This is a genomic window from Sphingobacterium sp. WOUb80 (assembly GCF_050058145.1).
In the GTDB taxonomy this organism is placed as follows: Bacteria; Bacteroidota; Bacteroidia; order Sphingobacteriales; family Sphingobacteriaceae; genus Sphingobacterium.
Window position 1 is genome coordinate 5,262,741 of the sequence record NZ_CP165617.1, and the last position, 24,118, is coordinate 5,286,858.

At 38.9% G+C, this 24,118-nt stretch carries 19 protein-coding genes; 17 read left to right on the forward strand and 2 right to left on the reverse strand.

Features of this window, described 5'->3' with window-relative positions:
• Positions 1–167 precede the first annotated feature (167 nt).
• Both AB1Z56_RS21860 and AB1Z56_RS21865 read right to left on the reverse strand, forming a co-directional pair.
• A complete protein-coding gene (locus AB1Z56_RS21860; RefSeq protein WP_426790155.1) occupies positions 168–1,976 on the reverse strand; it encodes a hypothetical protein in 1,809 nt (602 codons plus the stop codon).
• Between the two features lie 51 nt (positions 1,977–2,027).
• Entirely contained in the window at positions 2,028–2,183 is a 156-nt protein-coding gene (locus AB1Z56_RS21865) for a hypothetical protein (protein ID WP_426790156.1), read from the reverse strand.
• Positions 2,184–3,395: 1,212 nt separating this feature from the next.
• Between AB1Z56_RS21865 and AB1Z56_RS21870 the strand changes: the two genes are divergently transcribed.
• The 17 genes from AB1Z56_RS21870 to AB1Z56_RS21950 all read left to right on the forward strand — a co-directional run bounded on the left by AB1Z56_RS21870 (position 3,396) and on the right by AB1Z56_RS21950 (position 24,113).
• Positions 3,396–4,226 (forward strand): helix-turn-helix domain-containing protein, encoded by an 831-nt coding sequence (locus tag AB1Z56_RS21870; RefSeq protein WP_309367440.1) that lies wholly within the window; start codon positions 3,396–3,398, stop codon positions 4,224–4,226.
• Between the two features lie 250 nt (positions 4,227–4,476).
• Positions 4,477–6,720 carry an LruC domain-containing protein gene (locus AB1Z56_RS21875; RefSeq protein ID WP_309367441.1) on the forward strand — a complete coding sequence of 748 codons (2,244 nt, stop codon included), beginning with the start codon at positions 4,477–4,479 and terminating at the stop codon, positions 6,718–6,720.
• A 123-nt stretch (positions 6,721–6,843) separates the two neighbouring features.
• Complete coding sequence (locus AB1Z56_RS21880; protein WP_075994586.1) at positions 6,844–7,209, forward strand: response regulator; 366 nt, start codon at positions 6,844–6,846, stop codon at positions 7,207–7,209.
• Positions 7,209–8,405, forward strand: a complete 1,197-nt coding sequence (locus AB1Z56_RS21885) for a sugar transferase (RefSeq protein ID WP_426790157.1) — start codon at positions 7,209–7,211, stop codon at positions 8,403–8,405. Before AB1Z56_RS21880 ends, AB1Z56_RS21885 begins: the two co-directional genes overlap by 1 nt.
• A 20-nt stretch (positions 8,406–8,425) precedes the next feature.
• Positions 8,426–9,166 carry a TolC family protein gene (locus AB1Z56_RS21890; protein WP_309367443.1) on the forward strand — a complete coding sequence of 247 codons (741 nt, stop codon included), beginning with the start codon at positions 8,426–8,428 and terminating at the stop codon, positions 9,164–9,166.
• A gap of 4 nt (positions 9,167–9,170) precedes the next feature.
• Complete coding sequence (locus tag AB1Z56_RS21895; protein WP_426790158.1) at positions 9,171–11,327, forward strand: hypothetical protein; 2,157 nt, start codon at positions 9,171–9,173, stop codon at positions 11,325–11,327.
• Positions 11,328–11,333: 6 nt separating this feature from the next.
• Positions 11,334–12,779: an O-antigen ligase family protein gene (locus AB1Z56_RS21900; RefSeq protein WP_426790159.1), complete on the forward strand. Its 1,446-nt coding sequence runs from the start codon at positions 11,334–11,336 to the stop codon at positions 12,777–12,779.
• A complete protein-coding gene (locus AB1Z56_RS21905; RefSeq protein WP_309367446.1) occupies positions 12,760–13,674 on the forward strand; it encodes a glycosyltransferase family 2 protein in 915 nt (304 codons plus the stop codon). The genes AB1Z56_RS21900 and AB1Z56_RS21905 overlap by 20 nt, the downstream gene beginning before the upstream one ends.
• Positions 13,674–14,855 (forward strand): glycosyltransferase, encoded by a 1,182-nt coding sequence (locus AB1Z56_RS21910; RefSeq protein ID WP_426790160.1) that lies wholly within the window; start codon positions 13,674–13,676, stop codon positions 14,853–14,855. Before AB1Z56_RS21905 ends, AB1Z56_RS21910 begins: the two co-directional genes overlap by 1 nt.
• Positions 14,824–15,957: a glycosyltransferase family 4 protein gene (locus AB1Z56_RS21915; RefSeq protein WP_426790161.1), complete on the forward strand. Its 1,134-nt coding sequence runs from the start codon at positions 14,824–14,826 to the stop codon at positions 15,955–15,957. Before AB1Z56_RS21910 ends, AB1Z56_RS21915 begins: the two co-directional genes overlap by 32 nt.
• Complete coding sequence (locus AB1Z56_RS21920) at positions 15,938–16,543, forward strand: acyltransferase (RefSeq protein WP_309367449.1); 606 nt, start codon at positions 15,938–15,940, stop codon at positions 16,541–16,543. The genes AB1Z56_RS21915 and AB1Z56_RS21920 overlap by 20 nt, the downstream gene beginning before the upstream one ends.
• Entirely contained in the window at positions 16,540–17,481 is a 942-nt protein-coding gene (locus AB1Z56_RS21925) for a glycosyltransferase (protein WP_426790162.1), read from the forward strand. The genes AB1Z56_RS21920 and AB1Z56_RS21925 overlap by 4 nt, the downstream gene beginning before the upstream one ends.
• Entirely contained in the window at positions 17,474–18,922 is a 1,449-nt protein-coding gene (locus AB1Z56_RS21930) for a lipopolysaccharide biosynthesis protein (protein WP_426790163.1), read from the forward strand. The genes AB1Z56_RS21925 and AB1Z56_RS21930 overlap by 8 nt, the downstream gene beginning before the upstream one ends.
• A gap of 115 nt (positions 18,923–19,037) precedes the next feature.
• Positions 19,038–20,180 carry a hypothetical protein gene (locus AB1Z56_RS21935; protein ID WP_309367453.1) on the forward strand — a complete coding sequence of 381 codons (1,143 nt, stop codon included), beginning with the start codon at positions 19,038–19,040 and terminating at the stop codon, positions 20,178–20,180.
• A gap of 27 nt (positions 20,181–20,207) precedes the next feature.
• Complete coding sequence (locus AB1Z56_RS21940) at positions 20,208–21,059, forward strand: glycosyltransferase family A protein (RefSeq protein ID WP_426790164.1); 852 nt, start codon at positions 20,208–20,210, stop codon at positions 21,057–21,059.
• 38 nt (positions 21,060–21,097) lie between these two features.
• Positions 21,098–22,282: a glycosyltransferase family 2 protein gene (locus tag AB1Z56_RS21945; RefSeq protein ID WP_426790165.1), complete on the forward strand. Its 1,185-nt coding sequence runs from the start codon at positions 21,098–21,100 to the stop codon at positions 22,280–22,282.
• Positions 22,283–22,295: 13 nt separating this feature from the next.
• Positions 22,296–24,113 carry an ATP-binding protein gene (locus AB1Z56_RS21950; RefSeq protein ID WP_426790166.1) on the forward strand — a complete coding sequence of 606 codons (1,818 nt, stop codon included), beginning with the start codon at positions 22,296–22,298 and terminating at the stop codon, positions 24,111–24,113.
• Positions 24,114–24,118 lie beyond the last annotated feature (5 nt).

The window sequence follows — 24,118 nt, forward strand, 5'->3', positions numbered from 1 at the left end:
TGATGGCCCAAATGTAAAAAAATATTATTGAAATTCTCCGGTAAAAATTTACCATAATCGTGTAAAAATCGACGGGGTAGTTGAAGGGCTACATCATTCATAAAAAAAGACGGCTAGAATTTCTAGCCGTCTTCGTTTGGTTGCCGAAAGGTCAATTATTAATATTTCTAGTTTGTGCGTACACAACGAACGTTTTTAAGTGATGAACTTGCTACGTTAATACCCAGTAGGCTTACCGTAGACAATAGCTCAGCTGTACCTTGTGCTGTGGCAATACGTCCAGTTAATAAGGGTTGTTTAGTTACTGCCAGATATCCCCATGTACCTAAATTAACCAAACCTAAAATGCTGTTCGGTGGATCTGAAGTCCATAAAGCCGCTTCACGGCCATAGCTTAGTCCTAATAGGGCTTGAATAGCTGTTAGATCAAGAGTAAGAAAATTGGGATCCAATACATTTACGCGTGCCAATTGACCATTGTAATAAAAACGAAGGTTGTTGGATGCTGCATCAAATGCTGAATTACCTGTACCTGAAGTAGTGCTATATTGAATATAATTTCCTGTAGTGGATCCAGTTGCAGGGCTAGGTGTAGAGTTTGGTGCTTTTGTTCCGATCAAAAGATCCGTGATATTTTGCAATACATCTGTTAAAAGAGCATTCGAACTGACATAAGCTGTGGTAGAAAAATCAGCATGAGTTGGTTTTCTCCAAAGTCCTTGCGGATATACTTGTGTACAAGGGTCAGCGTATGCTGCCATGGATTGGAATTGGCCCGGAAGCGCAGCACCATATGCGAAATAGCTATTCGCTTCAGAACGTTGTCTGTTATTCGCGAAGAAACGATACGGGTTGTGACCAGCAGTGTAATATAGATTTGAACGAGACCATTTTACCGTAGATCCTGTCGAAGTCAGTGGTGATTCAACGATATTTGCCAATAGACGATGACTATTTCCTAATACCGGAGTTACATTAAAAGAAATATTGATCGGAGCTGTGGTCGCAAAAGTGCGGTCTACGTTGTCGGCATGTTTAATCGCTAAATTCGTTACAGAGACAGTAACGTTATTTAAAGCTGTCGTTCCGGCTGTATAGACGTAAGCAATTTTCGCATCCGAAAAGCTTGGATCAATATTGGTAAAACTAGCCCAGTTTAATGTCGGTGAAAATGTTGTAGCAGAAGGTGTAAGGGCTCCAGTAGCTACGTTAAGCGTTGCGCTCCGCAAAGCTAAATTAGATACAGCAAGATTTCCAGATACCATATTTCCAAATACACCCATGGTATTCAGTTCAATAGCGATACGTGAATATTTGTGTGCGAAGGTAATCGGTAAAGTTACATCTGTCCCTGGGGTGCTTGGAATAGTGATACTTCCAGAAGCGTAAAGGACATCCTTATTTTCCGGTAATTGAAGTGTTGGGTTTGCAACAGTAATGTCTGGGATCGCATCCGTATTGTTATAGGATAAGGCTACCCATTTGTACGTGGTGCCAGGTGTTACAGAGATTGTTAGATCTGGTCCTGAAACACTGTATTGTTTTGAAGAGATTAACTGTGTTCCATCGGCAGAGTAAAGGTAAACTCGGTAAGTTACGCCGTTCTCTAATGCTGCAGCGCGTAGGCCTGTACTTGCAGCAGCAATAGTACCATCTGTATTTCTGCTTTGTACAACATCTGATGCTACGGCTTTGAATGGAACATTGTTGTCAACAGCTGATACAACGTCCACATCACCAAAGGATTCTACCTGTAATTTTGAGGATTTACTGTTGTTTGAAGCTTGTTTTATGGTATTATCTGATCCTTCATTAATACCTTTGATGGACAGCACAATGTTTGTGCCCTCATGGTTATCGGCTTGCTCTACTGCAGCGCCGCGCTCTTTGGAACAGCTTGTAGCAAGCATTCCAGATGTCGCTAAAAGGACGGTCGCAACAATCCAATTAGCTTTTCTAATCGTTGAAAAGTTCATAAATTTCTTAAAATCGTGTAATAAATGCTTTTTTAAGTCCTTTCAGGCTGGTTATGCTTCGCCAGTACCTGTGCCACCAGTGCCTTCACCGAAACCTCCGTCGGTAGGGGCTGGGGTTGCAGATCCTGCGGCAATGCCTTGTTCCAATTCAACTACGTGCTCCTTGATGGACGGAGCTTCGTACATTTTTTTTGCGTTCTTATTCATGATAATATTATTTGGATAATCCGCACTATCACTAGTGCGGGGTTTAAATTTAATGGACAATTTAACCCTTGTTTATTTGATAGAAACACTTAAGCATATAAAGGCTTGCCTTTGCGTATAGGCAGTATATTGCTGTTATCACTTAGGTGCTCCTAAATTTTTTTGTCTGTTTGTTGATTCTTGATTTAATTGTTAATACTTTTTTTGCTATCGGCTAGTAATACTTTTCCCGAATTGAATTGTAATATTACGACTTAATATCAACTTGTGCAAAAAAAAATTGTAAACTTTTTTTTCAACTATTATTGATTTTGTAATAAAACAACTTTCTTCATTGTTATTATTCTATAAGATGTGTCGGTTATTCTCTTTTATTGCTCTCAAATCTGAATTTAAGCGCTTTAAAAGCTGGCCTTCTTCCTGCCATCTTTCTCATTAACAAATCATCGTTTATTTTGTTTATCATTTTTTATAAAATATTTTTTTGTCTAATTATTGTTTTATAATTAATATGTTTAAACAGTTTGTTTTTAAAAGCTGACTATTCGATTTTTTGCGATTTATTTGGAAATATATTTCTTGTTGTGATATGTGTAGTGTTTATTTTTATTTCTTTTTAGTGATTAAATGTCTTTATAGTCTGTTTTTAAATTTTTATTTTTTATTGAATTTCAATATTTTGATGGTGTCATTATATTTTAAGGAGATATGATGTTTGTTTTGTTTTAAATTTTAAATTCATTTTGTTTATTTCTTTTGTTTCATTTTAGGAAAATTGCAGTTGCAACTAAACTTTTGTCGCCTTAAATTGTTGTGTTAAGAAGTGTTAAAAAACAGGCTTATTAATCTTGAAGTGAAGATTTTGGAAATGTCTGTTGTTTAAACTAAATTATTTTTTTGTTGTAAAATAAAAGATTTTTTGAGGGCTGTACGTGGTTATTTCTCTAATATTTGTTTCGTCAACCTAATTGTATTCTATTTCATTTAGTGTCTCTTATAGAATGATTGGTCGATTTGATTGTCCTCAAAATTAGTTGAAGAGTGCTCTCTATAACAATCATCCAGGTTTTCCTGATGCTCTCAAAAAAAACATATTGCAAACGCTTAGATTCTTTGGAAATGAATTTTTTGTGTTTGGCTTTTATTTCCTAAATTGCCCCTATTTCAGTAATATGAAATGCTTGTCGGGCCTTATATGCATTAGATAAAAATATGGAATTTGGAGTTCATCGAGTCATTGGTGTAGCGCAGGAGCCTTCCGAAATTACGGATGCAACAGCAAAAGAAAATTATGTTGTTCTTTTTGTGTCAAAGGGTGGCTGTAGCGTGGAAATCAATAATCAGATTACAGAAATCGAAGAATTCTGTTTGGTGCTAATTCCAAGAGGTATAAAAATTGAAGCCAACCCAGATGAGCAGCGACCGTTTCTTATTATTTATTTTTCGGAAAGTTTTTTTGCACGTACGGAGATAGATACCGCTTTTCTGCATAATTTTAAATCATTCAATAAGAACGAATATACCTACCGTGTACTGCGTGTTCCTGCAGAGTATGCAAGCTATTACGAATTTGTAAGCATGCAGCTTAAGCTTTCTAAGCAGAATTATAATCTTGCAATTTATCGTGATTTAGCGCATAATATCGTCAAACAGATTGTGCTGCTTGCAGCAATTTCTGCTGAAGATAGGCCGTCAAATGGATTAGTGGGTCAAGGTGCTGATGCAAAGCTGATAACACTCTTTCAGGAGCTGATCAAAAAATATGTAAAACAAGAAAAACAGGTCGCCTTCTACGCCGAACAACTCCATGTCGGAAATAAAAAATTAACCAATCTAACTAAAGAAATTTTGGGAGCAACGCCAAAAGAACTTATCATCAAAGAATTGCTGCGTGTGAGTAAAAAGCTTATCGTTGAATCTTCTCTGAGTATTAAACAGATTGCTTGGGAACTTGGTTATGCTGATGTCAATAACTTCAGTACTTTCTTCTCAAAGGAGACCACCCTGACGCCGACCGAGTACCGAAAAAGGTGGCAGAAATAACCCTTATAGTTAAATAAATTTTTGTTAGTTATAAACTCTTTTTGTAGTTTACGATGTGCTGTTGTAGTTGAAGCGCTACAAGATTTGTAATTTATACTGTAGTTGTGTATTTTGCCTTATTCTCAGCTGAATTAGTTATATCTTTGCTTTAAACAGTTCGACCTTAATACTATTCGCAAAGCCAAGTATTAAAGTCTTGTGACGTCTACGATGGGGCTGTTTGATATTGATCTATTATTATTATTTAATTATGTATAACAGAAAAAGCTTAAATCTCTTCTTGGTGGGTCTTGCAGGGATTGCGCTCTTCGGGGCAAGTTGTTCAAAAGTGAAAGATTTGTACAACGAAACCGAAAAAGGATCTGATTCATCCACCCTACTTCCTGGTGGAGGCAATATTTCAGCCGATTTTATGTGGAATTCAACACGTGCTGTAGATGTGCGCGTTGCTGTAGACGATCAATTTAGCGGTAAATACTTTTATCGGGTTGAGATTTTTGATAATGATCCGACTTTGTCTAGTGGAGCCAATCTGCTGGCTGCCGGTCAGGCGAAATCAGGTCAGGATTTTGTTGGCAAGCTGATGATTCCGACAATTGCAAAATATGTCTATTTGAGAGAAACTAGTCCTCTGGGTGTTGCTGCTATCAGCATGATTGAAGTTGGACAACAAAATACAATCGCTGTCGACGGTACAAAAGCTGTATCAAGCAGCAAAGCGAGTGTTTTGCGTGCTGCGAACACGGCAAGTGTATTGGCTAGTAGTGGCTTAAAGGCGGCTGCGGTTGAAGCTACACCAGTAGTGGTCCCTTCGGACGCGATCGCCCTATCGGGAAACTCGACAATTTCAGTCGAGTCCAATAAATCTTATGTCGTCAAAGCTGGCGTCACTTTTACAGGTAAGATCGATGCAAACAACGGTACAAGTAATGTGAAGATTTACATTCAGGGGTCTTGGAAAAATACCAGCTATGAGCTAAACCTTGGAAGCAATAATGGATTGTATATCACACAGGCTGGTTCGATTGACCTAGTGAATGTAACGCAGAATACCGTAGGCGGTTTTGTCAATTATGGCTCAGCCTCACTTTCCAAAATGGAAACAAAGAATAATACTTTGTACGTTAACTATGGAACCTTAACTGCTGATAAAGCGGATATCACTAATGGTAACTTTACCAACTATGGTGTGGCGACAATCCAAAATTTGAGCAGTACGACAAACGGCACAGTCGTGCGCAATGAGGGCACACTTACTGTGCAAAATGCGACTTTGACAAATGCAACTTTGGAAGCTGTTTGTCATACGGTAATCAATTCATTAACAACTAATGGGGCAACTATTTCGGTTTCTCAAGGAGCTTTATTGAGTTTAGATAAATTAGATGCGGGTGGTACAAAAATTAATTTGGCAACATCAGCAATTCTAGATGTCAACACCCTGGCCAAATTTAACAGCCAGTCGAGCACAATGACTGGCCCCACTTCAGGTCAGGCTTTGGCCCGTCTGAAAAAGGTTGATGTAAATAATCAATGGATGGCTATTACCTATGGTGGCAATCTAGAAATAGCCTGCTCGGATCATACAGCTAATCCACAATGGAGCACCTATTACGTGATCAATAGTCCAGCAAAAATAGTTCCTTATGATAAATCGACAGTGGTGATTGCAGGGACTTCTTGTAACGCTGGCGGAAATAACTCTTCAGGTGGCAATCCAACAGACCAAACCGTAACTGAAGTTAATTTAGGAACTTATTCTTATATCTTTGAGGATAAATGGCCGAGTAAAGGTGATTATGATATGAATGACTGTGTGTTGGATATGAACATTACCAAATATCAAAATACCGCAAATAAGGTGACAAAAGTGGCTCTGAAAGCGAAATTGCGTTCGATAGGTGCTTCGATCCGTTTTTCAACCGCAGTACAGCTTGATGGCATCGCAACAGGAAATGTCAAAAATGTGACGTATTCTCGCAAAGATTTGGTTGGTACTGCCTTGCCTCTCGGAGCAAATGGTACGGAATCCGGACAAACGTATGCTGTGCTTCCATTATGGGACGATGCGCATAAAGCTTTTGGTGTGTCCGATACACGTTTTATCTCGACTCAATCGGGCCAATATGCACCAGTAGAGGTGATCGTAACTGTTGAGTTTAATACACCAATAGATAATTTTACCTATGGCACATTAAATGCCTTTATTGTAAACTTCAACCAAAACCTTGCTGGCCGAAATGAGGTGCACCTGGTTGGTTATAAAGCGACTGATAAAATCAATAAAAGTTTAGTGTTAAAGGAAACAGGTAACCTGCTGTCACCTACGGATCCATTTAAGACAAAAGCGAATGAGCCGTTTGGTTTGTTAGTTCCTGTTTCTTTTGTGTATCCATCCGAAGGACAGGCTATTACCGCTGCGTATCCGCTCTTTGAGTCTTGGGCGACGAGCGGAGGTAGCCAAAATACAGATTGGTATCTGCATAAGAAATAATAAAAACAGCAATATCTCCATGTACCAAAGTAGTAAGTCTAATAGGAACGAATGCTCTGGTATATGGAGGTATACTTAAATAATGCAATCCGTACGCCTGCATCATTATATTCTAAAGACCCTATGAAAAAAAAGATTCTAATAATTGATGACAAACCAGCAATTGGTCAATTGATTACACTTTATTTGAGTGCAGATTATGACTTTCGTTTCTTTAGCAATGCGATGGACGCCTATAATTGGCTGAAGGAAGGGAACAGCGTTGATTTAATTTTATCGGATTATACCATGCCGGAGATGAATGGATACGATTTGCTCATTATGATTAAGCAAAACGAGTTTCTAAAGAATATTCCGGTTATCTTTTTGTCTGGCGAGGATAATTCCAATACACGCATCAGTCTGCTCGAAGCTGGTGCTGATGATTTTATCTTAAAACCATTTAATCCCCTTGAGTTAAAATTACGAATTAAAAAAGCATTAAAATAATGCCCCAATATAGCGATTATATATACTTTGGCGATAATCTGGAAACTTTTGATTATTTTCATCAACAAGTCCAAGACATCTTGGGTGTTGACTTGAGGTTTTTTGATTCATTTGAAGCCATGGATATGTATTTTCAAGAACAAGAAGGGCAGTTTTTTTCTGTAATATTCTATGAAAAAAGCAAAAGTCTAAGTAAAGACTTATCACGGTTGAAAAAGCTTGTCCAACATGGAAAAGATACATTACTGATCTTGATTGGAAATGATCTTTCACGTTTTGAGAAACAATCTTATTTTGAGGCTGGTATCACAAATACCATTAGTCCACGTGCGCATGCGGATGTTTTTGAATCGATTAGAAAATACATAAGGCTATATTTTGAGGCGACAACGCAGACTGAAAAATTTGAAACAGCAAATACCTCTTTTCCTCAAATAGGAATTCCGTTGGGAAAAAGATTGTTTGATATTGCAATTTCTTCGATTTTAATCCTCCTGCTTTCCCCGATACTGGCAATCGTTTATATTGCCATCAAATTGGAAAGTAAAGGTTCGGCAGTCTATAAGTCGAAACGGATAGGATCTGGCTATTATATGTTTGATTTTTATAAATTCAGATCGATGTACCCGGATGCTGACAAGCGTCTAAAAGAGTATATGGCGCTTAATCAGTATGCAGATGCATCATTAAGTATTAATCATCGTACTGTGGCCGCTATGATAAGCGATACCGATGCACAACATTTTACTGCAGATGAGCTACGTGATGTGCTTATTGATGATGAAAGTGTTGTAAAAAGTTCTGATACCGCTGGAAGACAAAAAAAAGCAGCTTTCTTTAAGCTGGAAAAAGATCCTCGTGTAACCAGGGTAGGTCGCATTCTCCGTAAATATAGCATTGACGAACTGCCCCAGTTGTTTAATGTACTTAAAGGTGATATGTCTATTGTGGGAAATAGACCATTGCCACTCTATGAAGCCGAGATGCTGACGACAGACGATAGTGTCGAGCGATTTATGGCGCCGGCAGGTATAACCGGCCTATGGCAGGTAGAAAAGCGGGGCGATAATGGAAGTATGTCTGATCAGGAAAGAATAAAACTGGATATTGACTATGCACAGCATTATTCGATCTGGATGGATTTAAAAATATTGTATAAGACTTTTTCCGCATTCATCCAAAAGGCGGATGTTTAATAACATAAATATTTATTTCGATGAATTTATTGCTTAAAGGGGCTTTCTTGCTGTTAAATTTAGTTACAGCAAGCCTATTGCTAAAAGCACAATCTGTAATGGACCCAACGGATATGGTTGATTTTACAAAGCTTAAACTGCCGCCTTTGGAAACCCTTTATCAAAATGCCAAACAAAGTCCCGGAGTGGAAATGTATGAGGCAAAAATGGAGGCTCAGGCTAATCAGTTGATAACAGAAAAGAGAAGTTGGTTAAAATATTTCAGAGTAGGTGGATCTTGGCAGTACGGCAATATTGCGATCAATTCTGCTTTCACGAATGAATATACTCCTCTTTTCTATCAGTCTTCCGGCGTAACCCAAAGTTCCTATTATGGAACTGCCGGAGTGAATATTCCTTTGGATGATCTCTTCGATCGCGGGAATAAAATCAAACGTCAGAAGATGGAACAGCGGTTTACACAGCTGGAATTGGACAAATGGCTCGATGAGCAACGGATCCGTATCGTCAACTCCTATACGAAAGTAAAAACAGCTCTTTCTACACTCAAGAAAAAAATTGAAGATTACAATATCGCTTTAGCGAATTACAAAATGACTGAAAATGAGTTTAAGTCGGGCAATGCAAATATTAGCGATCTTAATACAGCAAAGAAGTTGGAGACAGAGGCTTATGAAATTCTGAAAACCAACGAATCTATTATTACCAATGAAATCCTTACCTTAGAAATCCTGAGTAAGACAAAAATTATAAGCCAATAGCATCATGAATATTTTCCATTATATCTTTCGGGCCATTTTCAGAATTAAGTGGTGGCTGTTGATTTTGCCGCTAGGTTTTGCCTTGTTGGCGATCTACCTGACTCGTCAAATGGACCGGCAGTATAAGACTGATATTACAATCTATACAGGTGTTATTTCAAGTTATGGAAGTGATCCGGGCGAATCCAATGCTTCGCAAGACTGGAACGTATTAAACAATTCGATCCAGAATATTATCAATACCATTAATTCGAAGGAAACGATCAAAAGGCTTTCCATGCAGCTTTATGCACGGCTTATGATTCACGGTGATCCCACTAAAGATAATGTATATATTACCGCAAAACATTATAAGGAGCTCGTCGCAATTACCCCAAAAGACGTACAGAAGTTGATTGACAAAAGTTCGGAAGAGAATACGGTAAAGAATCTGGAAAAATATGAGAAAGCAGACCGCAATAATTTTGTCTATGGTCTTTTCAACTGGAACCATCCTTATTTCAGCTATAATGCTCTTAGAGAAAATATTAAAATCAATAGGGTAGACAATAGCGATATTTTACAGATCAACTATCAGGCAAACGATCCAGGTGTTGCTTTTCAGACATTGGATATTTTGAGTAAAGTTTTTGCGATCGAATATACCAATTTGCAATTTGGCAGTACAAACAACGTCATCCGGTATTTTGAGGCTGAGCTTGAACGTATAGGCCGGGAACTTCGCGGACAGGAAGATTCCCTGACCATGTATAACGTAGAAAACCGGGTGATCAATTATGATAAACAGACAGAGGCGATTGCGTTATTGGATAAAGAGTATGAACTAAGGCACCAGGATGTGTTGTTTGTGTATAACAGTGCGCAAGCAGCTATAAAACAATTGGAGTCGGGAATGGATGCCAATATGCGTGCGATCAAAAATAATACGGAGTTTTTGGCACGTATGAATCAGATTGCAGACATCAACTATAATATTTCAAAGATACGGACGTTGAGTGTAGATTCCCTAAAGCAAAAGCAGGGCGGAGCTGATCTAGATGTACTGTCGCATGAGCTGGATCAAAAGGAGAAAGGGTTCCGTTCGTTTATGGATCAATATACAGCAGAAAAATATACTAAAAACGGCTATCCAAATGCAAATTATGTAAAGCAATGGGTAGAAGAGCTATTACGTTTTAAGCGTTCGGAGGCAGAACTTAATGTCGCCCGTGATTTTAAACAAGAACTGGATCACAAATACACCCAATATTCACCTATTGGCTCTGTCTTAAAACGTAAGGAACGCGGCATATCTTTCACAGAACAGTCTTATTTGTCAATCTTGTCTAGTCTAAATGCGGCCCGCTTACGACTGAAGAGTTTGGAAATGAATTCAGCGACACTAAAAGTGATCAATCCGGCAAGCTTTCCGTTAAATGCACTTCCACATAGCAGGAAATTGATTGTATTTGCTGTCTTTTTTGGGACCGTGGCATTTATACTTGGTATTTTGCTTATTATTGAACTTTTTGACCGCACGCTAAGGGATAAAACGCGTACTGAACGGATTACAAAGGGAAAAGTAATTGCGGCATTGCCCAAACTTGGTAAAGGCGGCGCAAAACAGACTAAAATCGAAGAAAGAGCGATACATGTTTTGGCCAATAGATTATATGGTTTTTACAACAACTCGAATCCTATAAACTTTATCAATATCGTCAAGTTCTCTTCTACACTAGATTTGGGCTCACTGACAGATATTTTAACAGCCTACTGGCAGGGATTGGGTATCAATGTACTAGCTTATAAAGAAGGAACAGATTTTAGTGCAGAATCGAGGGAATATTTAGTGGATGATGCGTGGGCGGAAAAACTGGGTAATTATGATATTTCATTAGTGAAGCATGGCTCTATGGCATTACGTCCTATCCCTTCTCTATTTTTAGAGCGTGGGATGGCCACATTATTGGTATTAAGGGCTGACTCGGTATGGAAAACAGAAGATGAGTTGATGTTTGCAGATCTATTGCAACGTTCGGCCGGTAAACCGATTGTCATCTGTTTAATGAATGCAGAAAAATATGTTGTGGAAGAGTTTACAGGAATGTTGCCTCCGTTTACCTTTTTGAGACGCCTGGAATATCAATTGGGTAATTTTGGTCTGACATCGCTGGGAAAATAGTGGGATATGATGCAGTATGATCATACAAAATCGATGATAACCAGCCGGCATTTTCTCCTGCTGTTCCTCATACTCGGGGGATTGGCAGGAACTTGCATTTTTATTTTTGCCGGTTTGTCATTGGCTATGGTGTTCTATATGTTGCCTGTATTTCTATTGGTTATTATTGTCCTGCTGTCTTCGCCAATAAGTTGTTTCTTCCTATTGTATATTGTATCCTACCTGGTGATGGGTTTTGGACGCTATATCACATTTCCGCTTCCGGTAGGAGTCATACTTGATCTTTTGATTTTATTTAATTTTTTCTCGCTAGCTTTACACTTTATTCGGGGAAATCCTTTAGGCAAGGTTTACTTTAATTCTTTTCTCCTGATCTCCATCTTTTGGATGCTTTATTGCATGCTGGAGATTGTAAATCCAATGTCCACTTTTGCGAACTGGATCACGACAGTTCGTAGCATTGGAATGCATATTGTCTTATTTCAATTATTGGTTTTTATTAGTCTGGATAACATTCCCAAATTGCGCTTATTTTTTAAAGTTTGGGGTATACTTGTTCTATTGGGAGCTTTAAAGGCAATAGGCCAAAAATATATTGGTTTAGACCGATTCGAGTCTGCTTGGCTATATACATTCGGCGCTCATACGCATGTTATTTATAGTGGGATCCGTTACTTTTCATTCTTCAGTGATGCAGCAAACTTTGGCTGCCATATGGGTTTGGCTATGGTTGTTTTTACGATCTTAGCTATTTATGAGAAGCAGGCAAAAAGGCGTTTTCTTTATATTGTTGTTGTCGCTTTTGCGGCTTACGGGCTAATGATATCCGGAACGAGGGCCGCTATTGCCGTTCCTTTTGCAGGCTTTGCTTTCTTCATTATCCTTGTGAAGGAGTGGAAGTGGGTAATCTTTGGTCTTTCTTTATTAATAATGGCTTTTGCTTTCTTTAATTTAACGACCATTGGCAATAGCAGTTCCGATATTCGTCGTATGCGGACGGCTTTCTCTTTTTCAAAGGATGCTTCTTTCAACGTTCGCTTGGAGAACCAGAAAAAAATGCGAACCTTTATGGGCGACCATCCTTTTGGGATAGGATTGGGCGGGTCTAAACATGCGAATGAAGGAGATGCAATACATGGTATCGCAACCGATTCTTCCTTCGTTTTTATATGGGTAGAAACGGGGGTCATCGGTCTTATAGGCTATATTATTTTATGTCTAACGATATTGGGATATGGCACATATTACGTGATTTTTCGACTTAAAGATAGGCGGATCAAGTCTATTGCGATGGCGGCTACATCTGGTCTTGCAGGAATTATGGTCGCGGGGTATGCGAATGAAGTGCTCCATCAAATGCCTACTGGGCAGACCGTATACATTCTAATGGGGGTTATTATGCTTTCGCCTTATTTGGACAAAAAACTGAGCGATGACATTAGAACCGTATAAAATATCTTTCATAACGGTCAATTATAATGGATTGGCTGATACGATTTCTCTGCTGGAAAGTATTGTGAATGCGAGATTATCTTTTGCATATGAGGTTATTGTCATTGATAATGGTTCGTTAAAAGACGAATATTGCCTGCTAAAAAATCAATTTCCTTTTATAAAGGGCTATTATACTAGCATGAACCTGGGATTTGCAGGAGGAAATAACTTGGGGCTGGAAATAGCTACTGGCGAGTTTGTTTATTTCTTAAATAATGATACACTGCTTCCAGAAAACGCCGATAGCGAAATTTTGGGCATGTTAGAAGTATTTGCGCTAGATTCACAAGTAGGTGGGATTTCACCTAAGATAATGTATTATCAACCCAAGGGAATGATCCAATTTGCCGGGTGTACACCGCTGACATCAATTACCCTACGTAATAAACAGATCGGTTATCGGGAAATGGATAGAGGCCAATATGATACAAGCATTGAGATCCCCTATTTACATGGTGCAGCTATGTTGGTACCCAGCAGGATTATCAAGGAAATTGGTGTGATGTCGGAGCTTTTCTTTCTTTACTATGAGGAGTTGGACTGGAGCTGTCGGATCAATAAGAAGTATAAAATAGTGTATTTTGCAGCTGCCCATATTTATCATAAAGAAAGCGCTTCCACGGGCCAGGACTCCCCATTAAAAACATTTTATCTGACACGTAACCGCTTGTTATTTGCCTATCGAAATAGGTCGGGGATAAATCGGATTTTGGCTATTTTTTATCTTATTGGGATAGCGAACAGTACAAGATTGATTAGATTTGTTTTTTCGGGTATGTGGAGGCATGTTGGTGCAGTATGTTCAGGGACATGGTCTGGGATTAAATTATTTTCTAAAGAGAGTCTATGCTGATGGGAACGGTTTTGTTTATTATTGAAACATTGATTTTTATTCCTTTCCTGGTCTGGATCATGTATTTCCTTGTTTTTTCAGTCGGTTATCGCATTCCTAAGAAATTATTCTTTGAACGATCGAATATTCAACATCGATTTCTTATCATATTTCCTGCATATAAAGAGGATGCAGTAATCGTTGATAGCATACGCTCGTTTTTAAAACAAGACTATCCTCAAGAGCTTTTCGAAATTATCGTTGTTTCTGATAGTATGACGAGAGAGACAAATCAGAAACTTGAAGATTTAGGCGCTCGAATACTTATTCCTACGTATGAAAAAAGATCCAAAGCCGCTGCTCTAAATCTGACAATGAACGTTATCAAAGAAGAAGATTTTGATGGCGTGGTTATATTGGATGCTGATAATTTAGTTTCTCCAAATTATCTAGCACTTGTGAACGATTGCTTTGCATCTGGCGCGGTTGCCATCCAAACACATCGCATAGCAAAAAACAGCAATACCGATACCGCATATCTCGATGGGATCAGTGAGGAAATAAATAATTCAATTTTTAGGCAGGGGCATGTGAACCTGGGGTTACCCGCCGCATTGACGGGCTCAGGCATGTTGTTTGAAATTAAGTGGTTTAAAAATACGATGGCTAAAATAAGCTCCATGGGTGAGGATAAAGAGCTGGAGTATTATTTGCTCTTAGATAAAATATTTACGGTGTATTTGGAAGATGTGTATGTATTAGACGAGAAAGTACAGAACCGTCGCGATCTGTCAAATCAGCGAAAAAGATGGATTGCTGCTCAAATTGACACTTTTTTGATTACTTTGAAGCGATTTCGCACAATAATTCTTACCCGTAACTGGCCTATGCTCGACAAACTGATCCAATGGTCGATTCCACCCCGCATTATTTTGCTGGGAATGGTTCCTATTTTGGGCTGTATCGTCTATTTGGTAGCTCCAGCGTTGGCCTATAAATGGCTTATACTCTATGGCTTGTTTATCGTGTCACTTGCTCTGGCCATACCAAATAAATTTTATACGAGAAGGACTCTGCTCTGCTTTTTAAAATTACCATTTATTTTTATGGCAATCTTACGTAGCTTTATGGGAATCAAATCGGGACGTAATACTTTTGTGCATACACCGCATGGCGAAAAAAAAGAAGACTATAGTAATTGAGGCACAACGAATCTTTCGCCTTAATAAACACGGAATGGATTTTGTGGCTTTGGAAGTAATCCGTGCGCTTCAAAAGTTGGATACCTTTAACCGGTATATTATTGCTGTCGGACCGGGAGAGGACCGCTGTTTGGAAGGTTCAGCAAATTTTGAGATTAAAGTTTTGGAAAGCTCTAATTATTTTATTTGGGAGCAACTTCTCTTACCTAAACTTATTAAAACCAGCAATGCGGATGTCCTGCACTGTACCTCCAATACTGCCCCATTGGGGTTATCTATTCCACTGGTACTTACGTTACACGATATCATCTTTATGGAGAAAAAGATTGGTAGTAATTCGTCCATGTATCAAAATTTGGGACGTATCTATAGGCGTTGGGTTGTGCCGCGTGTATTGAAAAAGGTTCATACCGTGATCACTGTCTCTAACTTTGAAAAAAGAAATATCGAAGCGGCCTTTCCACATCTACAGAAAAAAATTATCACGGTCTATAATGGTGTAAGTTCAAGATTTAAATCGATGGATATACCTTCGGAAAGCACATTTTTAAAGCTTGAGAAGGGGACTTTTTGGCTTCTTTTAGGTAATACCGATCCCAAAAAAAACCTGAGGAATACCTTGATGGCTTATGCTTTTTATTTGGAGAGAAGCAATTACAAGAAAAGGTTGCTCCTAGCCGATTTAGATAACACATATTTGGAAAAACTATTAAAAGAACTTGATCTGTTGACAATAAAAGATTTTATTGTAGTCGAAGAATATATAGCTCATGACAAATTGGTTGAGGTTTACAATGGTGCTTTTGCTTTTTTGTATCCTTCTGTCCGGGAAAGTTTTGGACTTCCGTTGCTTGAAGCTATGGCTTGTGGCACACCCGTAGTTACGTCCAATACATCTGCTATTCCTGAGGTAGCCGGGGATAATGTAGTATATACAGACCCGATGAATATCAAATCCATTGCAGCAGGCATGTTGAAATTGGAAGATGAACCACAGTTATATAGCTCGCTTGTTCGTAAAGGTTTGGAGCGAAGCAAAGCTTTCAGTTGGGAGTATACAGGAAAAAATACATTAGCAATATATGAAAGCGTACATTCATAATCATCCTAAATTTAAGCGCTTGCTGCACTGGTTTATCATGAATCCTGTGCGTACACGGCCGCGCTGGTATGTTCGCATGCTGCAGTTCTTTTATGTTAAACGGGGGGCTGGTTCAGTCATTTATCGTAGCGTACGACGGGATCTTGTTCCTTTTCGTACATGTATTATAGGGTCCCGATCCGTGGTCGAGTCATTTGCGGTATTGAATAACGCTGTCGGCGACTTGTTTATCGGCAACAATAGCCGAATAGGAATTTCGAATACGATCATTGGGCCAGTGACGATTGGTAATAAAGTGAATATCGGTCAAAATGTACTTATTTCAGGATTAAACCACACATATGAAGATGTGACCAAAGCTATTGCAGACCAGGGAGTCAGCACCGCTGCAGTGACGATTGCTGACGATGTCTGGATAGGCGGGAATGTCGTTATTTTAGCCGGTATTAGCATAGGTGAACATGCTGTAATAGGTGCGGGCTCCGTGGTTACAAAAGATGTTCCGCCATATAGTGTTGTCGTTGGAAACCCGGCCAAAATTGTGAAAAAGTACGATTTTAATCTTAATGCCTGGATCAAATCATGAATGAAAGACCATTGATTAGCATTATAATGCCTGTTTATAATACAGCTATGTATGTTGATCAGGCTATCCAGAGTATTATTCATCAGGAATATGCTGATGTTGAACTTATACTAATCAACGATGGTTCGACCGATCAAAGTCTCTCCATACTGGAAAAATGGAGTTCATGCGATAACCGTGTCAAATTATTTTCCCAGGAAAATCAAGGTCTATCTGCAGCCAGAAATAGAGGCCTTTCTCTTGCGAACGGCCAGTATATTTATTTTATGGATAGCGATGACCTGCTGCGTGCAGATGCACTATTCACGTGTGTGGATTATTGTGAAAAGAAAGACCTAGATTTTGTTTATTTTGATGCTTCGGTTTTTGCGGATAATTCGGATAGCTCAATACTAAAGGATTTTAATTATTCCCGACAAAAAATGCCGGCTTATACTGTTTTTAGTGGGCCGGACGCATTGCAACAGCAACTGAATGCAAACGACTTCTTTTCTTCAGCTTGTATGTATTTAATTCGTAAAGACATACTTGATCGTAATGGATTTGGATTTGAACCCGGTATTGTGCATGAGGATGAGTTATTTACAGTCTTATTGTATCTAGCGGCAGCTCGAGTTGCTTTTATACCAGAGCAATTTTTTCAGAGGCGTGTGAGGCCGGATTCCATTATGACAAGTCGATTAAAACTTTTTAATATAATATGTTACTTCACAGTTGCCCTGCGTTTGAGGGAGTATGGACGAAAGCATTCGGATAGCAGACAAATTATTGAGTTATATCTGCATCGTATGTTGGACGCAGTGGTATGGAAAGCACATGTGCTGTCGATCGCTGACCGCTGGAAAGTATTTCTCTTGGTTTTGAAGCATTGGCGAAGATATGTTTCATTTAAAACTATGGGAGTTCTACTGTTTAAGAAAGGCTTTTTGCATGGATAACATAAAAAAGGAAATCGTTTCTGGAGTATTTTTCACAGCATTGGCCAAATACACGAATTTGGTGATTTCGCTGGTCGTTACCGCAGTTTTAGCACGATTGCTCGCACCAGATCAATTTGGCGTAGTGGCCATAGCTACGGTGGCCATTGCTTTCCTAAATTTAATAGCTGATTTCGGACTGTCTCCTGCAGTTATACAGCATAAAGAGCTGGATCGAAAGGCATTAGGCTATTTATTTTCCCTTTCTGTATATATTGCTATCACTTTGTCAGTACTATTCTTTTTGTCTGCTGAAATTATCGAAAAATGGTATGCACAGCCTCAATTGAAACCAATCTGCCAATTACTGGCGCTAAGTCTATTTTTTTCGGGAATTACCGTAGTTCCAAATGCCTTATTTTTTCGCGATAGGTTATTTAAATCGATTGCTTTACGAAGTTTGATTGTACAAATTATCGGCGGAGGATTATCTATAATTGCTGCCTTTAAAGGAATGGGGGTGTACGCGCTTATTTTAAATCCGATATTCTCATCACTATCGATTTTTATTATTTCATACCTGAAGTATCCATTAAAATTTAGCCCACGTTTTTCATTTCAACCTCTTCGGCCTTTATTTTCTTATTCTATTTTTCAGTTTTTATTTAATATTATCAACTATTTCAGCAGAAATTCGGATACCCTATTAATTGGTAAATACCTGGGCATGGTACCGCTGGGCTTCTATGACAAATCTTATCGACTAATGTCATTGCCACTCCAAAACATTACGCAGGTGATTACACCAGTGATCCATCCGATATTAAGTCAGAAAGGAAAGGATAGTGGATATCTTTATGAAGCAAATCTAAAATTAACCAGCCTATTGTCGCTTATCGGATTTCCATTATCAGTTTTCTTGTTTTATTCAGCTGAAGAACTCATTTTATTATTTTTTGGACCGCAGTGGGGATTAGCAGTTCCTTCCTTTAAAATATTGAGTCTAACAGTAGGTATCCAATTGATCCTCTCGTCATCGGGGTCCATTTTCCAAACGGCAGGAGATACCAAAAATCTGTTTATATGCGGTTTGTTTTCGGCAGTATTAAATGTTGCGGGAATACTATTTGGTGTATTTTACGCTAAAAGTATTGACGCAGTGGCCATGTGCTTATTGGTTACATTTAGTGTCAATTTTGTACAGGCCTACTGGTTAATGTATCGCGTGGTTTTCAAACGGAGTATGGTTGGTTTTTTTAATAGCCTATGGCGCCCGATCTTTTTTGCACTCCTACTTGGGCTCATTTTTCATTTGGTCATAGGTTACCATTTGCCCCATAATTTGGTTTTTCGCTTAGCACTCAAAACTGGTATCTATATTTTATCTTTGATCTTAATGATTTGGTTCGGAGGGTATCGCAATCTGCTGTTGGCATTTTTACGTAAGTCATCAATTCAGTAAGATTAAATTATCTTATCAAGCTTTTTCATTAAAGCATTTTGATCATTTTTTCTTGTATTCATAATCTTTTTGTATTTTCCAGTCAAGCAGTAAAAGTCTTTAACAACAATCGAACGTGAAGGTCCCAGTGAAAGATAAATCGTATAAGGTACTTTTTTTAGTATTCCATGGTTTTAGTGAATATAATGGTATTAGTAAAAAAATATGGGGTCAAATTAATGGTTTGAAATCCAATGGCGTCGATGTGCAGCTTTGTTATTACACGGTGGAGAGGAATGGATCACGTGTATGGAAGATCGAAGACGAGATTCTTGTGGATTTCGGTAGAGGTCCAATAGCCAAAATACGTAAACGTATAGACTATCGGGCGATTTCAGAATACGTACATAAAAATAAGTTCCAACTGATTTATATCCGGTCCGACCATAATGCCAATCCTTTCACATTAAGCATGGTGAAGATGATGCGGCTTTCGGGAGCAAAAGTGTTAATGGAGATTCCAACTTATCCCTATGATCAGGAATATGTCACCTTGCGCATGCGCCTCGAATTGGCAATCGATCGTCTTTATCGTAAAAAGCTTGCAAAGCAATTGGATGCTTTTGTCACTTTTTCTGATGCCCGGACAATTTTTGGGCAGCGAGCCATATGTATCTCCAATGGAATAGACTTCAGCGCCATCCCAGTTCGTAAACCACAGGAAGGAGCGGAAAAACGCACGATCCATTTGCTGGGCGTTGCGGAGATACATTATTGGCACGGATTTGATCGACTGGTTCGCGGACTTGGTATTTATAAACAAAGTCATCCTGATTGTCAAATTATTTTTCACTTGGTGGGGAAATTTAGCGGTGAACCTGAACGGACATCTATTTTGGAGCCGATAACGCAATTCAATTTACAGCAACATGTAGTCTTACATGGCCCGCTTTGGGGAGAGGAATTGGATGCCATATTTAATCTGGCCGACTTTGCAATCGGTAGTTTAGGCCGTCATCGCAGTGGTATACAAGTCATAAAAACCTTAAAGAATAGAGAATATGCGGCGCGTGGAATTCCGTTTATCTACTCGGAATCTGATGCTGACTTTGACGGGCAACCTTATGTGCTTAAAGCGAGTCCTGATGAATCCGCTATTGATATCACTAAAATACTGGAATTTTTAAAGAAGGAAAAATTTTCTCCAGCCTGTATTCGCAATAGTATTTTGGACTTATCATGGGCCGAACAGATGAATAAAGTGCTGCAAGCAATTTAATGTTTTAACAAAATAATCGACGCTAGGATGGCTAAATGGTATTCACAATATGAGAAGGTCTATGACCAAGAAGTGGGTTCTGTAGATAATGATGTTATCGAGAAGATTCGGGCACAGATCCGGCTTTCTTCAAGTTCTGACCCGATTATAAGTATTGTGGTCATCGCCTATAATGAAGAAAAGAAGCTTTTGGCATGTCTCTGGTCTTTAGCAGAACAGCGTTGTCATTTGCCCATGGAATTAATTGTCGTTAATAATAATTCGACGGATCAAACGGAATCGCTTTTAAAGCGACTCGGTGCGACTTATCACAATGAACTAAAGCAAGGGCCTGGCTTTGCTAGACAGTGTGGTCTTGATCAAGCACGGGGTAAATTTATGCTTTGCGTGGATGGAGACACCATGTATCCCCCAGGCTATGCTGAAACGCATATGAAAGTATTAGATAGGCCAGGGATATCCGCCACATGTAGTTTGTGGAGTTTCTTGCCCCGAGCTGGGCAGTCCAGAACTTTCCTTTGGTTTTATGAAGAACTTCGGGATATTTACCTGAACCTGCAATTTATAAAAAGGCCTGAATTGTGCGTGCGGGGGATGGTCTTTTCCTTTAAAACCGAGCTGGGGCGCAAGGTTAATTTTAGGACAGATATAAAACGTGGCGAAGACGGGTCAATGGCTTTGGGACTTAAGGCCTATGGAAGGATTGAGTTTATTCGAAGTAAAAAGGCGCGGGCGATGACAGGGCAGAATACAATCGCTGCCGACGGATCTCTTGCAAATAGCTTTTTTGTCAGGTTGCGAAAAGCGATAACATCCATGGGTGGGCTATTTTCGGGGAAAAAGCATTACCAGGATGAGGAATCGAATAGGATTCAGTAGAAATAATTGTCTATTTTTGTCTAAATTCTATCCGGCCTATGCTTCAATTTGTTTTCTGGACTTGTATATCCTTAGTGCTATATACCTATATCGGTTATGCTATCTTAATTTATGTATTGGCAAGATTATTTCCATACCCTATTGCTATAAAGGAGAGGCCTCAAAATAACGACGGGAATGATCTTCCCCCATTGGCCCTATTTATTACAGCTTACAATGAGTCAGAAATAATTCCAGAAAAAATGCTGAACTGCCTTGAGCTTGATTATCCTAAAGATAAATTAAACATTCTTTGGGTTATAGATGGAAGTACTGATGATAGTTGTGAGCTGTTAACAAAGTATTCTATGGTTAAGATTGTCAGTTCAGCCCATAGGAAAGGTAAGACTGCCGCTGTGAATCATGGTATGGAATATGTGAAAACTCCAATTGTCGTTTTTAGCGATGCAAATTGTTTACTGAATGCCGGGGCGTTGAAGATTATTGCTCGCCAATTTGAAGATCCGACAATTGGCTGCGTCTCGGGTGAAAAAAGAGTGGCTTTTGATGATGGTGATACGGTTTCCTCGAAAGGGGAGGGAGCCTATTGGAAATATGAGTCGCTATTAAAAAAATTAGATTACGAATTTTATTCTGCTGTAGGTGCCGCTGGAGAATTGTTTGCTTTACGTACTGAATTATTTGCACCAATGGAAGAAGATACCCTGTTAGATGATTTTATGCTGTCAATGCGCATTGCGCAAAAAGGATATCGAATTGCATATACACCAAATGCTTATGCTGTAGAGTACGGTTCGTTGAATATGGAAGAGGAAGGAAAAAGGAAACGACGTATTGCTGCTGGGGGATGGCAGTCTATAGGAAGGTTACTGCCGTTACTAAATGGGTTTAAATTTGGGAAGTTGAGCTTCCAATATATTTCACATCGTGTGCTGCGTTGGTCTGTTACACCTTTTGCGCTTTTTGCACTCTTCCCCTTGGCGGCAATTCTTGGATATCGGTGTTCGTCATCTTTCAATGTGTTTTCTGTCATTTTTGTGTTTCAGTGTGTCTTTTATCTTTGTGCGGCTTTTGGCTATTTGATGCGAAATAATCCCAATAGTACAAAGTTGTTTTATATTCCATATTACTTTCTGTTTATGAATATCAATGTAATACGTGGAATTTATTATTTGTTTAGTAGAAGCTTTATTGGCGGATGGGAGAAATCTCAAAGAAAATAATCTAATGAATGTTATGGATAAAAAAATATTACATGATTTAAAATTCTTGGAGAAGGTCTTGAATATGACTTGTGATACATTGTTGCTGGTGAATAAGGATAATATATGTGTGGATGCGATAATGAAGACAAATAATCCGGTTTTAAATTCCGATATTGATCTAGTAGGGAGAAATCTGTTGTCTATTTTACCTCAGCCAACTTCGGCTCTTATCGAACAGGAATTTAACTTTTGCCGCCAAACAGGAGAGACTTCCAATCTAAATTATGACCTGCCTACTGAAGAGCAGATGTATTATTTTAAGTTCGTCATTCACAAATTTGACGAGGAACATTTAATTTGCCAATATCGGGATATCACACAGCGTAGTAACATGAAGTACCGTCTTAAATCTGCACTGACTGCCCAACTCGAGGTGGGGAAGGTCGCTATGATTGGGCATTGGACTTATGATCTGCAGCAGCAGGAATTTACGCATAATGGCTATTCGAACCTTCGAAAGAAAAATCTTGAAGAGCCTGAGAAAATCGCTTTGCAGGATCTGCTCACACAAGTTCACCCGGATGATAGAAAGAAGATGGAGGCTTTTCTGTATAACGATGCCATTGAGTATAGCACATTTGAGTACCGGATAAAACAACCCGATACACCCATCACGTATGTACGGGCGACAAAATATGCCAAGCGCCTGGAAAACAATATTCATATTATAGACGGTTTTTCTCAAAATGTAAGCGATTTCATTAAAAACAGAAATGAACTTGAAATGGTGCTTTCCGTCGTTGACAATGCGCCGTATAGTATTTTTGCATGTCATAAAGATGGGACTATGGCTTTTGCAAATAAGGCCTGCCGACAGCAAAATGGTCTGAAAGAAGAAGAGATCATCGCAGACTTAAAAGTTTTTGAATGCCTGCGGGAGTTCACAACAGAAGAAGCTTGGGACTTATCTGTGCAAAAAATCATTTCTGCTTCGGGTTATTATCAATATCGTTGTGATACGGTGTATCCAGAACTGGATATTATTGGGTCTGAATGCAGTTCCCTGATGATCAAAAATGGTAATGGTGAAGATATAATCTGGACGATCAAGCGGGATATCTCGGATCAGCTTCGTTACGAGGAGCAGCTGTTGCGTTCAAAAGAAGCTGCTGAGGAATCTGAGCGGTTAAAATCTGCATTTATCTCCAATATGAATCATGAAATCCGGACGCCGCTTAGCGCCATTATGGGCTTTGGAAGTATTATTGCCGATACGCCAGATCCTGAGCTGCGAAAGGAATATGGTGAGCTCCTCAATGCAAATAGCAGCCAGCTGCTACGGCTGATAACGGATGTATTGGAAATGTCGCAGATGGATTCAGGTAAAGTAAGGTTAAAGAATTCAGACGTGTCCCTTAAAGGAATATTAAATGAGCTATCAATGAGTTTCTTGTCAGATGAGGAACAGCCAGCCATAATTTTTGACATTCCTGAAAAGGAATTAGTGACACGTTTGGATCGTGGAAGAGTGATTCAGGTTCTCGTCAATTTAATCAATAACAGTTTGAAATTTACACCACCTGAGGGTGTTATACACGTTGGTTACAGACTAAGTAGTGATCATGTAGAATTTTATGTTAAAGATAATGGTATTGGCATAGCCAAGGAAAATCAAGAGTTGATCTTTAATAGATTTTATAAAATTAATTCAATGGATAAGGGTACGGGATTGGGGCTAGCAATTTGTAAAGGTATAATTGAGCAGATGAATGGACAGTTGGATGTCGAGTCGGAGCTCGGACAGGGAGCCACTTTTAGCATAAGATTGCCCTTAAGCGAACAAAATTAAAATAG